Annotated in this window: 11 protein-coding genes; 6 read left to right on the top strand and 5 right to left on the bottom strand. The window is 66.2% G+C overall.

Annotated features, from left to right (window positions below):
* Positions 1 to 8 precede the first annotated feature (8 nt).
* From ACIQF4_RS10495 to ACIQF4_RS10485, 3 genes are read right to left on the bottom strand one after another with little or no spacing between them, the layout of a single operon-like run.
* Positions 9 to 959 (bottom strand): carbohydrate ABC transporter permease, encoded by a 951-nt coding sequence (locus ACIQF4_RS10495; protein WP_400516024.1) that lies wholly within the window; start codon positions 957 to 959, stop codon positions 9 to 11.
* A complete protein-coding gene (locus tag ACIQF4_RS10490; RefSeq protein WP_400516023.1) occupies positions 956 to 2,047 on the bottom strand; it encodes an ABC transporter permease in 1,092 nt (363 codons plus the stop codon). The genes ACIQF4_RS10495 and ACIQF4_RS10490 overlap by 4 nt, the downstream gene beginning before the upstream one ends.
* A gap of 12 nt (positions 2,048 to 2,059) precedes the next feature.
* Positions 2,060 to 3,760: an extracellular solute-binding protein gene (locus tag ACIQF4_RS10485; protein WP_400516022.1), complete on the bottom strand. Its 1,701-nt coding sequence runs from the start codon at positions 3,758 to 3,760 to the stop codon at positions 2,060 to 2,062.
* 194 nt (positions 3,761 to 3,954) lie between these two features.
* On the opposite strand from ACIQF4_RS10485, the gene ACIQF4_RS10480 reads away from it, so the two are divergent.
* On the top strand, positions 3,955 to 6,879 hold the full coding sequence (locus ACIQF4_RS10480) for a glycoside hydrolase family 3 C-terminal domain-containing protein (RefSeq protein ID WP_400516021.1): 2,925 nt from the start codon (positions 3,955 to 3,957) through the stop codon (positions 6,877 to 6,879).
* A 20-nt stretch (positions 6,880 to 6,899) separates the two neighbouring features.
* Here ACIQF4_RS10480 and ACIQF4_RS10475 read toward each other — a convergent pair whose 3' ends face one another.
* On the bottom strand, positions 6,900 to 7,754 hold the full coding sequence (locus ACIQF4_RS10475) for a hypothetical protein (protein ID WP_400516020.1): 855 nt from the start codon (positions 7,752 to 7,754) through the stop codon (positions 6,900 to 6,902).
* Positions 7,755 to 7,855: 101 nt separating this feature from the next.
* Positions 7,856 to 8,971, bottom strand: coding sequence for a LacI family DNA-binding transcriptional regulator (locus ACIQF4_RS10470; protein ID WP_400516019.1), 1,116 nt, complete (start codon positions 8,969 to 8,971; stop codon positions 7,856 to 7,858).
* A 209-nt stretch (positions 8,972 to 9,180) separates the two neighbouring features.
* Between ACIQF4_RS10470 and ACIQF4_RS10465 the strand changes: the two genes are divergently transcribed.
* The 5 genes from ACIQF4_RS10465 to ACIQF4_RS10445 all read left to right on the top strand — a co-directional run bounded on the left by ACIQF4_RS10465 (position 9,181) and on the right by ACIQF4_RS10445 (position 13,955).
* Positions 9,181 to 10,023 carry an ABC transporter substrate-binding protein gene (locus tag ACIQF4_RS10465; protein ID WP_400516077.1) on the top strand — a complete coding sequence of 281 codons (843 nt, stop codon included), beginning with the start codon at positions 9,181 to 9,183 and terminating at the stop codon, positions 10,021 to 10,023.
* A gap of 87 nt (positions 10,024 to 10,110) precedes the next feature.
* Positions 10,111 to 10,899, top strand: a complete 789-nt coding sequence (locus tag ACIQF4_RS10460; RefSeq protein ID WP_400516018.1) for an amino acid ABC transporter permease — start codon at positions 10,111 to 10,113, stop codon at positions 10,897 to 10,899.
* The gene (locus ACIQF4_RS10455; RefSeq protein WP_400516017.1) at positions 10,896 to 11,669 is read left to right on the top strand and encodes an amino acid ABC transporter ATP-binding protein; all 774 of its coding nucleotides are present in this window, start codon (positions 10,896 to 10,898) and stop codon (positions 11,667 to 11,669) included. Before ACIQF4_RS10460 ends, ACIQF4_RS10455 begins: the two co-directional genes overlap by 4 nt.
* Positions 11,669 to 12,712 (top strand): Gfo/Idh/MocA family oxidoreductase, encoded by a 1,044-nt coding sequence (locus ACIQF4_RS10450; protein WP_400516016.1) that lies wholly within the window; start codon positions 11,669 to 11,671, stop codon positions 12,710 to 12,712. Before ACIQF4_RS10455 ends, ACIQF4_RS10450 begins: the two co-directional genes overlap by 1 nt.
* Positions 12,713 to 12,773: 61 nt before the next feature.
* Positions 12,774 to 13,955, top strand: coding sequence for an NAD(P)/FAD-dependent oxidoreductase (locus tag ACIQF4_RS10445; protein ID WP_400516015.1), 1,182 nt, complete (start codon positions 12,774 to 12,776; stop codon positions 13,953 to 13,955).
* The last annotated feature ends 122 nt before the right edge of the window (positions 13,956 to 14,077 follow it).

Here is a 14,077-nt window from a genome sequence, read left to right as displayed (position 1 = left end):
CGGGCCGCTCATCCCTTGACCGCGCCGATCATCACGCCTTTGGTGAAGTGTTTCTGCACGAAGGGGTAGACGATCAGGATGGGGATCATGGCGAGCACGATCACGGCCATCTGCAGCGCCGGACCCGCCGCGGCCCCGGTTCCCACATCCACCTGGCCGGGCACCGAGACGCCCTGGAGCACGTAGGACCGGAGCACCACCTGCAGCGGGTTCATGGAGCTGTCATTGATGTAGAGGATGGCGTTGAAGAATGCATTCCAGTAGCCCACCCCGTAGAACAGTGCGATGACGGCGGTGACGGCCTTGGACATGGGCAGCACGATCTGCGTCAGGGTGCGCCACTCGCTGGCGCCGTCAATCCGGGCGCTGTCCAGGATCCCCCGGTCAATGCCCATGAAGAAGCCGCGCAGGATGATGATGTTGAACACCGAGATGCTGCTGGGCAGGATCAGTGCCCAGTACGTGTTGATCAGGCCCAGTCCGGACACCAGCAGGTAGGCCGGGATGATGCCGGCGCTGAAGAACATGGTGATCAGCAGTGTGAACAGGATGGGCGTGTGGGCGAAGGACCCCGGCCGGGACAGGCCGTACGCGCAGAGGATGGAGACCACCATGCTCAACGCCGTGCCGGTGGCCGTGACGCCCACGCTGACCAGCACCGCCCTGGTGACCACCCCGCCGCTGAGGATCTGCTGGTAGGCGGCGAAGGAGATTTCCCCGGGAACCAGGACCAGTCCGCCGGCCTGCGTGATGGTGGCCTGGGAGGAGATGCTGGTGAGGACGATCGTGTACAGCGGCCCCAGGACCGCAAGGACGACGACGGCGAGCACCACGATCTTGCCGGCCTTCGCCGCCGCTCCGGGTTCTTCGTCCCAGATGGGGCGTTCCGGTCTGGTGCGCGGCTGCCTGGGTGGTTTGGCGTCTGCAGTAGTGGGTGCCTTGCTGGTTAGTGTGCTCATTTGGAGTAGACACCGCTCTCACCGAAGATGTGGGCAACTTTGTTGGCAGTCAGGATCAGGGCCAGGCTCACCAGGCCCTTGATGAGGCCGGCGGCGGCCGCGTAGCTCCAGTCGCCGTTCTGCACGCCGGTGTAGTACACGAAGGTGTCGAGGACCTCGGAGGCCTCCGCCCCGACGGCGTCCCGCTGCAGGATCATCTGCTCGAAACCAACGGTCAGCGAGTCCCCCAGCCGCAGGATCAGCAGCAGAACGATAACGCTGCGGAGTCCGGGAAGGGTGACATGCCACATCCGCTTCCACCGGCCGGCCCCGTCCACCGCCGCTGCCTCGTACTGGGCCGGATCGATGGCGCTGAGGGCTGCGAGGAACACGATGATGCCCCAGCCGGCGTCCTTCCAGACGGCCTGGGAGGTGAGCAGGAACAGGAACGTATCCGGGTTGGTCATGATGTCCACGGCCTGCCAGCCGTTGGCGCGCAGCGACTGGTTCAGCAGCCCCGCCCCGCCGAAGATCTGCTGGAAGACGGAGACCACCAGGACCCAGGAAAAGAAGTGCGGCAGGTACACCACGGCCTGGATCGCCGCCCGGAGGCGCGGGTTGACCAGGGAGTTGAGCAGCATGGCCAGGGCGATGGGGATGGGGAAGAAGAACACCAGCTGGAACGCCGTGATCACCAGGGTGTTCTTGACGGCGTGCCAGAAGTCGGGGTCCGCCAGCACCCGCGCGAAGTTGTCCATCCCTGCCCAGGGGCTGGCCGGAATGCCCACGTACGGGGAGTAATCCTGGAAGGCCACCACGTTGCCCAGCATGGGGAGGTACGCAAAGATCGCCAGCAGGATCACGGCGGGCAATGCCATGAACACCAGGGAACGGTCCCGGTTGAACCGCAGTTTGAGGTTGGCCCTCGGCCTCAGCGCAGGGGTGGCCGTGCCGGCGGCAGCCGCGCTGCCTGCATCCTGCGTTCCGGCCTCCTGCGTCCCGGCACCCAACGCGCTGGCCGCCGTCGTACTTCCTGCCGAATCCCCGCTGTCCTGCGCCGCGGCGGCCTCCTGCCGCGGCGCTGCTGTGCGCTCTGTTCCGGTGCTCATCCTCGCCATCCCCTAGGCCAGGAATCCGGCGTAGAAGTCCCGGAGTTCGTCGCCGCCCTTGCTCTTCCAGGTGGCGAGTTCGGCGTCGAGGTCCTTCATGCTCTTGCGTCCGCGGATGATGTCCTTGGCGAGGTCGTCAAACGGCTTGGACAGCGAACCGAACTTGGCCGGTTCCTGGATCTGCATGCCGAAGAAGGCGTCCTCCACAACGTTGGGCGCCTGGCGTGCTTCCCACTCGGATTGCGACTGCACCAGCCCCGGGTACTGGACCATGGAGTTCACGATCGGGGCGTTCACCAGGAACGCGTAGGTGCTGGTGACCTCCTCGGTACCCTTGGCCGTGGCCTTCGGGATGCCCTGGGCGTCCCTGGTGAAGTGCACGCCTTCCACGCCGTTGTTGATCAGCACGTTCTCCTCGGTGCCGAACGGGGCTGCCATGAAGTTGGCCAGGGCCAGCATCTCCTCCACCTTGGCGGGGTCCGTCTTCTTGATGAAACTGAAGATCGCTGCCGGCTGTGCGCGGAACAGGGTGGGTTTGCCGCCGTCGGGTGCGAAGTAGTCCATGGGCTGCATGTTGAACTTCGGGTTGGAGGGAAGGACCCGGGCCAAAGCCTCGTGCCAGGAGCCCATGCCGTCCGAGGCCATCAACGAGGCGCCGGATTCGAAGCGCTGCTTGGACTGCTGCGCGTTTCCGGCCACGGCGTCCGGGTGGACCGAGCCGTCGGCGAACAGTTTCGCCGTCCACTCAAGCGCAGCCCGGTACTCGTCCGTTTCCACCTTGTTCTGCAGCTTGCCGTCCACCTGCTTCCACTTGGGGACAACGCCGTGCATGATCTGCGCGCCGGTCCAGACGTCCTCGGAACCCCAGCGGTTCTTGGATTCGTCCGTGAGTTCCTTGGCCAGCGTGCGGTATTCGTCGGCGGACGTGGGCGGCTTGACGCCGAGTTCCTCGAAGAGGTCTGCGCGGTAGAAGATGGCATCCGAGATGAGGGCACCTGGGTAGGGCAGCCCGTAGAGGCCGCCTTCGAAGCAGCCCATCTTCCATGCCGCCGTCGGAATGTTTGCCAGGTTGGGGTACTTGTTGACCTTGTCCCCGGCGATGAACTCGGAGAGGTCCTGGAAGACGCCTGCGGCTGCCTGCCCGAAGCGCGGCGGCAGGTTCCATCCCGGAATGACCATCCAGTCCGGAACGTCCTTGGGCGAGGCCAGGACTGTCTGCACCTTGTCCGCGTAGGCGTTGCCGTCGTTGACCTGGAAGTTGATGGTGGCGCCGAGCTTTTCGTTGACCGCCTGGTAGTAGCTGTTTTGCGGCAGCGCGGGCGGGACAGCCCACCAGGCGGGCGTCATGGCCGTGTAGGTTCCGCCGCTCCCGGGAGGGGTGGGGACGGACTTGACCAGGGACGAGGGGATGCTGGTGAAGCCCGGCGTGGAGCCGTTCACGGAAGGGATATCCGGTTTGACCAGCTCCAGCGGCTTGTACGCGGGGACCAGTTTGGCCACCGTTTCCGACAGGCTGCCGGAGGTTGTTGCCTGCGGCGCGGCACCGCTGGAGCAGGCCGTCAACGCAGCCGGCGCAGCGGCGAGGAACACCGCACCACTGAGGATGCCAAGGAAGGAGCGGCGGTTAACGCCGGCGGATGAGGCCTCGCCAAGCAGGCGGCTGGCGGATTTATGGGGGCGTCCCCTTGACGGGTCTACCTGGGAACCAAGCATGACAGCACTCCTTTGTGTGAGCCAATGAGGGAAGGATTCAACGATTCATCGAACCGATTCGACTTGGGCTAGCGTATGACACCAGCACAGGATCCGGCAAGAGTGAAATGTGTTGCGACTCACAAGCCGGAGTGCAACACTGGGTGTCGCCCGAATTTGTATAAGCGATTCGATAACCCGCTGATTGGACTGCCGTGCGCAATCAACCCGCCACCCTCGCCTCCCCGGCCGCTGACCCCGGGACTGGAAACGCTGCAGAACTAGCCCACCAGATCCTCCGCACGCTGTCCCTCGAGCAGAAGGTGGCCATGCTGCACCAGCACGCCCCGGCTGTTCCGGAGCTGGGGCTGGCACCCTTCCACACAGGCGCGGAGGCAGCGCACGGTGTTGCCTGGCTGGGACCGGCCACCGTCTTTCCGCAGCCCGTAGGCATGGCCGCCACCTGGGACGCAGACCTGATCGAACGGCTCGGCGAGGCCACGGGCCGCGAACTCCGCGGAAAGAAGGCGGAGGATCCGTCCGTGGGCCTGAACGCCTGGGCACCGGTGGTGAACCCGCTCAGGCACCCCTTGTGGGGACGCAACGAGGAAGGCTTCTCCGAAGACCCGCACCTCACGGCGGAGCTGGCCGGCGCCTACTGCCGCGGCCTCAAGGGAAAGGACCCGCACACGTGGCTGACGGTTCCCACCCTCAAGCATTTCCTCGGCTACAACAATGAGCTGGACAGGAACGTCACCTCCAGCTTCCTCAGCCCCCGGGTCCTGCACGAGTACGAACTCCCCGCCTACCGCTCCCCCATCGAGGAGGGCGTGGCGGGGGCAGTGATGCTCTCCTACAACCTGGTGAACGGCCGGCCCGCGCACGTCTCCGACCTGGTGCAGTCCGAGCTGCGGCAGTGGCACAACGGGGAGTCGGTCACCATCGTGACGGACGCGGGCGCGCCCGGCTCCCTCTTCCGCGCGGAGAAGTATTTCGACGACGGCCCGGCGGCCTATGCGGCCGCGCTCCACGCGGGAGTGGACAGCTTCACGGACGACGGCGACAACCCGGCGCCGTCCATCGCCCACCTCAACGAGGCGCTCAGCCAGGGCCTGATCGATGAGTCCGACGTTGACCGGGCGGTGCTGCGGCTCCTCACGCTCCGCGCCAGGACCGGCGAGTTCACTCCGGAAAGTGACCCCTATGCGGCCATCGGGACGGACGCCATCGGCGCGCCCGCACACGTGCAGCTGGCACGGGAAGCAGCCGCAAAGTCCGTGGTGGTGCTGCGCAACGATGCAGCCTCGGGCACAGGGGCCTCCTCCGACGCCGGCACCGGCCTGCTTCCGCTGCTTCCGCTGGGCAGCGACCCCGGAACCATCGCCGTCATCGGGACCCTTGGGTCACGGGTGCTGAGCGACTGGTACAGCGGAACCCTGCAGGACGAGGTCAGCATCGCCGAAGGGCTCGCCCGCCGCTACGGCGGAAGTTCCGGAGCCGGCGTCGTTGCAGAGGAAGGCGCCGATGTCGTGGCCCTGCGGAGCGTCCGGACCGGCGGCTACCTGGGTGGTGACGGCACTGCCGTCCTGACCGCAAAGGCCGCTGTTCCTGGTGCGGCGGAGCGTTTTATCGTCAAGGACTGGGGCAAGGGAGAGCTGACCCTCCAGTCCGAACTGACCGGAAAGTTCGTGACCGACACCGGGGACGGATACCTGCGCGCCACGGCTGACCGTGTGGGCGGCTGGGTGGTGCAGGAGACGTTCCGGCTGGACCGTGCCACGGACGGCACTGCCGCGCTGCAGCATGTGGGGACCGGCAAATGGCTGCGGATTGAAGCCGGCACCGCGAGCGCAGCCCTTGTTCCCGGCGCCAGCACAGCTGACCGCTTTGTGCTCCGTACGCTCAAGTCCGGCCACGAGGCCGCCCGGCAGGCCGCCTCCGCTGCCCGCACCGCCGTCGTGGTGGTGGGAAACGACCCCCACCTCGGGGGCCGGGAGACGCTGGACCGCACCACGCTGGACCTCCCGCTGGCAGAGCAGGAACTGGTCCGCATAGTGCGCGAGGCCAACCCGCGCACGGTGCTGGTGGTTGTGTCCTCCTACCCTTATGCACTCGGGGCGCTCGCGGATACGCCGGCCATCGTCTGGACGTCCCACGGCGGGCAGGAGCTGGGCAACGGCGTGGTGGATGTCCTGAGCGGCGATACCGAGCCGTCCGGGCGGCTGCCGCAGACCTGGTTCCGGCGGGACGGGGACCTGGCCGACATCCTGGACTACGACATCATCACCTCGCGCTCCACCTACCTGTACAGCCGCGCGGAACCCCTGTTCCCGCTGGGGCATGGCCTGACGTACGGCGAGGTGCACTACGAATCTGTGGCCCTGCGCGAACTGCCGGGCGAAGGCCCCCAGGGCGCGGACCAGGCGGAACTGGCGGTGGAGCTGCGCAACACCGGCACGCGCCCGGCGTCGGAACTGGTGCAGGTTTACGCGTCGGCTCCCGGCCACCGCTTCGAGTTCCCCCGCCGCCTGCTGGTGGGCCACCAGCGCGTGGAGGTTCCGCCGGGAGGCGCGGCCACGGCGAGGATCCGGGTTCCGCTTCACAGGCTGGCAACCTACAGCGTGGTGGAGGAGCGGATGCTGGTGGAACCGGGAACGTACCAGCTTCTGGTGGGTGCGTCCGCGGAGAATCTTCCGCTGGCAGTACCGTTCACCGTAGCCGGACATACCGGTCCCGGGCGCCGCTCCGGGCGATGGTTCCGGGCGGAAAACTTCGATTCCTGCCACAACCTGGCCCTGGTGCCCGAGACACCACTGGCCGGCACGGCCGTAGGTCCGGCGGACACTAGCCGGCCCGGCTGGGCACTCTACTGCGGCTGGGACCCGGCCCCTGCGGAGGGCAACAAGGTGCTGCTTGATGTAGTTTCCAACGAACCCGCAGGCGCTGCCGGCCGGGTGCGCATCCAGATACCCGGACCAGCGGACACCTGGAACACCGTGGGGAGCGCCAAGATTGTCCCGGGCTGCGGCGGACAGCTTGTGGTTCAGCTTCGTTCCGGCACCGTATTCGGCGACGGCAGCGGCGCCTTCCGGCTGGTGCTGGAAGGCGCCGTTACGGTGGGCCGGGTGCAGCTGGCGTAGGCCTGGCCGGGACGGCCGTCCTAGGCGTCGGCCATCTCCGCGCCTGCTTCTTCGAACTCCACGGCGGCCACGATTTCCTGTGTGTCGGGGTTGATCATGAAGGCCTCGTCCTCCTCCTCGACCATCAGGAACCCTCCGTGGTCGGTTGAGAAGTGCCAGGCCAGGGCACGTTCGCCGTTGTGGACGTAGTTGGGATCGCCCATGGTGATCTTCAGGAGTTCATACCCGGCAATGCTGCACAGTTCGCGGATGATGATTTCGAAGTCGGGCGCATCCTCCAGGGCCTCGGCGTCCGCCTGCGCCTGGCGCTCCGGCAGATCGGGAATCATTGACGCAAGCCGCTCAATGTAGGCACCGACCTCTTCGTCGTCCAGCACCAGCAGCTCCGCCTGGCTGCGGAGCCAGGCAGCGTTGAGTGCCGTGATGTTCTCCCGTTCCAGCAGCTCCTCAAACTCGCCGTCGAGCTCCTCCATCCGGAGGACGCCGTCGGGAACTTCCTCGGAGTCCTCATCCAGGCCACCGTCCAGGTAGCGCTCCTCGTCTTCTTCGGACAAGTCATCAAATGCCTCCACTGCCCGGTTGAACAGGTCAAGATGGGCAGGGGCGCCCATGCCCGCCATGCCTTCGCGGACCAGGGTGTCTGTTTCGGAGCGGTCGACGGCGGTGAACACGTACTGCGCGAAGCCGCCCTCCAGTGCCTGGGCCAGATAGAAATCCACATAGTAGCTGCGGACGGCGACGGGCGACATCTCCTCGGTCCGCAGCAGGGCGGCGTGCATGGCATCCACGATGCCGACGTTGGCCTCCACCACGTCCTCGTCACTCGAGTCGATGCTGCTGCTGGTCAGGACGACGGGCTGCTGGCTGGTGATCATGGCAATCCTCACGGGTGGTACGGGTGGTGCTCGGAACGTTTTTCACGCTACGTGGACCGGACCGCTGCGCCGTTGAGGGGGAAATGAACGTCCGGCGAAGTTTACGTCGCCGGCAGGTTTTCGTTCCGCCGGCCGTCGTGGCTGCCCTTGCCGCCGGCCGGCCCGCCCACCGAGCCGCGCTTGACGAGGGTCGCGGCGAATTCGGGTTTGGCCGCCGGCGCTTTCCTGCCCTGGATCTGCCGGATGAGGGCCTCGGCGGCTGCAACGCCCATCTCGTACACAGGCTGCGCGATCACGGTCAAGGGAGGCCTGGTGAGGCGGGTCCAGGCAAAATCGTCGTACATGAGGAAAGAGACGTCATCCGGGATAGCGAGGCCGAGGTCCTGGATGGCCTCCACAACGCTGAGTCCGATCAGGCCGTCCGAGGCGATGATGGCCGTTGCAGGGTCAGGCTGCTGCAGCAGTTCACGCGTGATCTTCTTGATGTTTTCCGGCCCGTCGGCATTGAAGCGCACCAGATCGTCGGGTTCCTTGAGGCCCGCTTCCCGGAACGCCCGCATGATGCCGTCCCGCCGGTCCGAGATCTGGGACGAGCCCAGGGACAGGCCAGTGGCGTAGGAGTCATCCGTCCGAAGCGTGGAGATGAAGGCGATCCGGTTGTGTCCGGCCTCAATCAGATAACGGGTTGATTCATGGGAAATGCCTTCCATGTCCACGGCCACCGTGTCCACGTCCAGCCCTTTCGCCGTGCGGTCCAGCAGGACCAGTGGCCTTCCCGAGTGGTGGACGTCCTGCAGGTGCCGGCTCTCAACGGAGGAGGCGGGGGCAACGATCAGGCCGTCAACACGCTTGTCCAGCAGCACCCTGACGGCGTCCACTTCCGCCGCCCAGTCTTCATCTGTATTGACCAGGATGACGTTGAAGCCGCTCTTCTTTGCGGTGTCCGTGATTCCCCGGGTGGCCAGCCCGAAATGCGGGTTTTCGATATCGCCCACCACCACGCCGATGGTGTTTGATTTTCCGGTGTTCATGCTGCGGGCAAGCTCGTTGGGCCGGTAGTTCAGTTCTTCCGCGGCAGCCAGCACACGCTCCCGCACGTCGTCGCTCACAGCCCCGTAGTTGCCCAGGGCTCGGGCGGCCTGGGCTTTGGACACCTGCGCGGCTTTGGCGACGTCCGCAACAGTGACGTCGCGTCGACGTGAAGCATCAGTACTCATGTCGGCCTTTCGTAATGGACCCTTGACGCCCTTAGTGGCGTCGATTACATTTCTATCCATCGATGTGAGTCCGGTCTCAATCGTAGGCATTGAGACCGGACTCAGCAAGGGTTTCCGGCAAACCCGCCACGGCGGATCTCGATCCTCCATCTCCCCGCATCCTCACGATTGGAAAACTCGCTGTGATTACTCGAACCACTGCGCGCCCCATGGCGCTCATTGCCGCGGCTGTTGCCGCCGTCCTGGCACTCTCCGGTTGCGGAGGCTCCTCTTCGGCTTCTTCTTCACCGGCCGAAAACCCTTATGGCCTGATTGAGCCCGGGTCCATCCGCGTTGCGAGCCTGGGCGATTCGAAGCCCTACACCTTCACGGACGCCCAGGGTAAGTTCACCGGCTTCGACGTGGAGCTCTTCACGGACGTTGCCGCCCGCGCCGGTGTGGACAATGTGGTCTTCACCGGACAGGACTTCTCGGGCCTGCTGGCCGCCGTCGCAAACGGGCAGTTCGACGCCGGCGTGGCCGCCATCGGCATCACGGACAAGCGCAAGGAAACGGTCGACTTCTCTGACGGCTACCTGGCGGGATACCTGACCGTCATCACCACCAAGACCTCCGGCATCAACAACGCCGACGGACTGTCCGGCAAACGCCTTGGCGTGGTGCAGGGAACGCTGCAGGAAGCCTACGCGGTGAAGAATTTCACCTCCGCCAGCCTGGTGCGGTTCCCCGACAACAACACGGCCGTCTCCGCCGTCAACAGCGGTTCAGTTGATGCCCACTTCCTGGACTACGAGGCCGCAAAGTCCTACCAGGAACAGTTCGGCCTTGTCAGTGCAGCGGACATCCCGTCCTTCGACGCGCCGGCCGGGTTCGCCGTCGCCAAGGGCAAGACCGCCCTCAAGGAAGCCCTGAACAAGGGCCTGGCCGAGGCCATGGAGGACGGCACCTGGAAGAAGCTCTACGAGAAGTGGTTCCCAGGTTCCCCGATGCCCGAGCAGTACCTCCCGAAGGCAGAACAGACCGCAACCCCGGCCCCGTCAGCAAGCAAGTAGACCACGGGTATGCCCGGGCGGGCCGAACGTTTCCACACCAAGGCCCGCCCGGCTGCCACCGGCACAACTAACACCTGAGAGCATTCAATGGACTGGCTCAACACCATCATCCGCACCTTCTTCGACTTCGGCGCCATGGCTGAAGTCCTGCCCCAGCTTCTGGCGGTAGGCCTCCTCAACACCCTCATCATCTCCGTCGCCGCCACCGTTATCGGCGTGGTCCTGGGCATGGTGGTGGCCGTCATGGGCATCTCACCGTCCAGGTGGCTGCGCATCCCGGCCCGCATCTACACGGACCTCTTCCGCGGCCTGCCGGCCATCCTGACCATCCTCCTGATCGGCCAGGGCTTTGCCCGCCTCAGCCAGTCGATCTTTGGCCCCTCGCCGTACCCCCTGGGCATCATCGCCCTCAGCCTGATTGCCAGCGCCTACATCGGTGAAATCTTCCGCGCCGGCATCCAGAGCGTGGACAAGGGCCAGGGCGAAGCATGCCGCGCCCTGGGGATGAGCTATGGCAAATCCATGGCACTGGTGGTCATCCCCCAGGGCATCCGCCGCGTGCTGCCGGCGCTGGTGAACCAGTTCATCGCCATCGTCAAGGACTCCTCGCTGGTCTACTTCCTGGGGCTGCTGGTCAGCGAACGCGAACTCTTCCGTGTTGGCCAGGATGCCGCGGTACTCTCCGGGAATCTCTCCCCGCTGGTGATGGCGGGCGTCTTCTACCTCATCATCACCGTGCCGCTCACCCACCTTGTCAACTACTTCGACAGCCGCTTCCGCACAGGAAAACGCCGTCCGTCGGCCCCCACCAGCGGCCTCAAGGAAGTCAAGGAACTGGACGCGGCCTCGCCGCTCACTACCGGGAGCAACACATGATCACCAGCACCAGCGCGAATCCCACCGCTGACATCGAAACCTTCCACGGCTCCAGCCTGGAGCTGAAGAACCTGACCATGGCCTACGGGGACATCGAGGTCCTCCGCAACGTCAGCCTTACCGTGGCACCCGGCACCACCACCTGCATCATCGGCCCGTCCGGGTCCGGGAAATCCACCCTCCTCCGGGGCGTCAACCGGCTGCATGAACCCAAAAGCGGAGACGTTGTCCTCGCCGGGGACAGTGCACTGAAGGTCAACCCGGACATCCTGCGCAGCCGGATAGGAATGGTGTTCCAGCACTTCAACCTCTTCCCGGACCACACCGCCCTGGAAAACGTGGCCCTCGCACTCTGGAGCGTCAAGAAGATGTCCAAGGCGGAGGCAAGGGAACGCGCACGCCGCCGCCTGGCCGAAGTGGGGCTCGCCGAACGCGCCGACCACCGCCCCCGGGACCTTTCGGGCGGGCAGCAGCAGCGCGTCGCCATTGCCCGCGCCCTCGCCATGGAACCGGAAGTCATGCTCTTCGACGAAGCCACCAGCGCCCTGGACCCCGAGCTCGTCAAAGGAGTCCTGACCCTCATGGCCTCGCTCGCCAAACGGGGAATGACCATGGTGGTGGTGACGCATGAGATGGGTTTCGCCCGGAAGGTTGCCGACCAGGTGGTCTTCATGGATGAAGGCGAAGTGGTCGAATCGGGCACGCCCGCGGAAATCTTCGACAACCCGCGCAGCGAACGCCTCCAGCGCTTCCTTTCCGAGGTCCTCTGATGGGCACCGCAGGGCAGGCACCCATCCGTACCGCCGTCGTCGGCTTTGGCATCTCGGGACGGGTCTTCCATGCGCCCCTGATTGAGGCAGACCCGTCCTTTTCGCTCGATGTCATTGTCACCGCAGACCCGGATCGCGCCGCAGCAGCGGCCGCCCGCTACCCGAGGGCGCGCATCGTGCCCACGGCGGGGGCCATGTTCGCGCTGGCGGCAGACCTGGACCTGGTGGTCCTGGGAACCCCTCCGGCCACGCATTTTGGGATGGCTTCGACGGCGATCGCCCACAGGCTGCATGTGGTGGTGGACAAACCTTTCGTGACCACCTCGGTCCATGGGGAGGAACTCATGGCCCGGGCGGCCGAGGCCGGCGTGCAGCTGACGGTCTTCCAGAACCGCCGCTGGGATGCAGATTTCCTCACCCTCAGGAAGCTCCTGGATGCAGGCGCACTGGGCGAGGTCCGGACCTTCGAATCCCGCTTCGAGTGGTGGCGCCCCGAAGGCTTCGGGAACTGGCGCGACTCCGCCACCACAGCCGAAGGCGGAGGGATCCTCCACGACCTTGGCGCCCACCTGATTGACCAGGCTGTGCAGCTGTTCGGACCCGTGGCGCACAGCTACGGCGAAACAGCCCACCGGGGGCCGGCCCCGGACGCGGCTGACACGGAAGCCTTCGTGTCCCTGCTGCACGACTCGGGCGTGCGCTCCCGGCTGTGGATGAACGGCATGGCCGCCCAGTCGGGGCCGCGCTTCCACGTCCTGGGCTCACGCGACGGCTACACAAAGTGGGGACTGGACGGCCAGGAGCCCGCGCTCGACGCCGGACTGCCGCCGTCGGACCCGGCATACGGCGTCGAGTCCCAGGAGTCTTGGGGGCTCCTGGGAGTCGACGGCGCAACGCGCGCCGTGCCCGCCGAGCGGGGCGCGTATCCCCAGTTCTACCGGCTCCTCGCCGGAGCCCTCCTGCACGGCGGGCCGGTCCCTGTTGACCCGGCGGACGCCGTCGCGGTCCTCAAAGTCATCGAAGAAGTCCATGTCCTCGCCTGACGTACGTCGCCACGGCACATCTTCACACCACCAATCTTCCACACCAGGAAAGCGAGCCACCATGTCCTCCACGAGCCCCGCCAGGAAAGTCGCCGTCATCGGCGGCGGAATCCTGGGCGTTTCCACCGCCGTCCATCTGGCAAAGGGAGGCGCCCAGGTAACGCTTGCCACGTCCGGCCCGCTGGCGAGCGGAGCCTCCGGCCGCTCGATTGCATGGCTCAACTCCTCCGGTGCCCGCTCCGCCGAGTACCACTACCTGCGGATGCTTGCGATCGACCGCTACCGCACCTGGAGCGCACACCATCCCGAAAGCCGCGACTACCTGAAGTTCGATGGTGCACTGAAATGGGCCGGCCCGGACGAAACCTTCCGCGAAACCTTCGCCTTCGAGCGTTCGGGCGGATACCACTCCGTCTGGGTGGACAGCAGTGACGTGGCCCGTGTCGCCCCGGATGTGGACGCCGCTGCCGTGGCCAGCGAGGGTGCCATCTACAACCCAGGTGAAGGCTGGGTCAACATGCCCGACTTCATCGCGGCATTGGCTTCCGAGGCGGCGGACAACGGGGCGGTCATCATCCAGAATGCCGGGGATGTCCGGGTGGATATGCACGACGGCGCCGCGGCCGGCGTCATCCTCGGCGACGGGACGCGGCTGGAAGCCGACCAGGTGGTGCTGGCAACGGGCGGCGAGGTCCCGGCCCAGCTCGCAGCCCTCGGTGTGACGGTTCCGGATGCCACCCCGGCCGCCTTCGTGGTGTTCACAGAACCGCTCGACGTGAAAGTGCAGACCGTGCTGAACACCCCCCGCGTCGCTGTGCGGCCCATGCCTGACGGCAGGCTGGTACTTGATGCGGACTGGGCAGAGCAGTCTGTAATCATCGAAGATGACGGATCCTTCACGGTTCCCGAGGAGTCTGTCCAGGGCCTGCTCGAGGAGGCCTCGAAGGTACTCGCGGGGAATCCCCGCCTGACCGCCCAGCGGGTGGCTGCAGGCCTGAAACCCATTCCCGGCGACGGTGAACCGGTGGTGGGGCCGGTGCCTTCGATACCGGGCCTGCACACCGTTTTCACCCACTCGGGCGCGACGCTGGGGCTGATCCTCGGTGAGCTCCTCGCGGAGGAAATCCTTACCGGAGCCCCCTCTCCCGTGCTCGCCGCCTTCCGGCTTGACCGGTTCGACGCCGGCGCCCCCGCCCGGGAGGCCGTAGGGACGGGCGCCTGGGCGCCGGTGCACCAGAGCTAGCAGGCCGGGAGGTGGTGCGGGCCGCAGCCCCATCACCTCCCCGGCCGGCAGTCGCATCCTGGCTGCAGTTATATCCCTGGTTGTTCATGTGATCCCACGCTGCCGCCCGCCAGGAGCCGGCG

This window comes from Pseudarthrobacter sp. NPDC092202 (assembly GCF_044755505.1).
GTDB lineage: Bacteria > Actinomycetota > Actinomycetes > Actinomycetales > Micrococcaceae > Arthrobacter.
The sequence above is the reverse complement of the archived record's forward strand: the minus strand, read 5'-3'. Positions and strand labels throughout refer to the sequence as shown.

What these genes read in the sequence shown, in the direction of transcription:
- ACIQF4_RS10495 (WP_400516024.1), bottom strand. Translation starts at nt 959, where the DNA reads ATGAGCACACTAACCAGCAAGGCACCCACTACTGCAGACGCCAAACCA.
- ACIQF4_RS10490 (WP_400516023.1), bottom strand. Translation starts at nt 2,047, where the DNA reads ATGAGCACCGGAACAGAGCGCACAGCAGCGCCGCGGCAGGAGGCCGCC.
- ACIQF4_RS10485 (WP_400516022.1), bottom strand. Translation starts at nt 3,760, where the DNA reads ATGCTTGGTTCCCAGGTAGACCCGTCAAGGGGACGCCCCCATAAATCC.
- ACIQF4_RS10475 (WP_400516020.1), bottom strand. Translation starts at nt 7,754, where the DNA reads ATGATCACCAGCCAGCAGCCCGTCGTCCTGACCAGCAGCAGCATCGAC.
- ACIQF4_RS10470 (WP_400516019.1), bottom strand. Translation starts at nt 8,971, where the DNA reads ATGAGTACTGATGCTTCACGTCGACGCGACGTCACTGTTGCGGACGTC.
- ACIQF4_RS10465 (WP_400516077.1), top strand. Translation starts at nt 9,181, where the DNA reads ATGGCGCTCATTGCCGCGGCTGTTGCCGCCGTCCTGGCACTCTCCGGT.
- ACIQF4_RS10460 (WP_400516018.1), top strand. Translation starts at nt 10,111, where the DNA reads ATGGACTGGCTCAACACCATCATCCGCACCTTCTTCGACTTCGGCGCC.
- ACIQF4_RS10455 (WP_400516017.1), top strand. Translation starts at nt 10,896, where the DNA reads ATGATCACCAGCACCAGCGCGAATCCCACCGCTGACATCGAAACCTTC.
- ACIQF4_RS10450 (WP_400516016.1), top strand. Translation starts at nt 11,669, where the DNA reads ATGGGCACCGCAGGGCAGGCACCCATCCGTACCGCCGTCGTCGGCTTT.
- ACIQF4_RS10445 (WP_400516015.1), top strand. Translation starts at nt 12,774, where the DNA reads ATGTCCTCCACGAGCCCCGCCAGGAAAGTCGCCGTCATCGGCGGCGGA.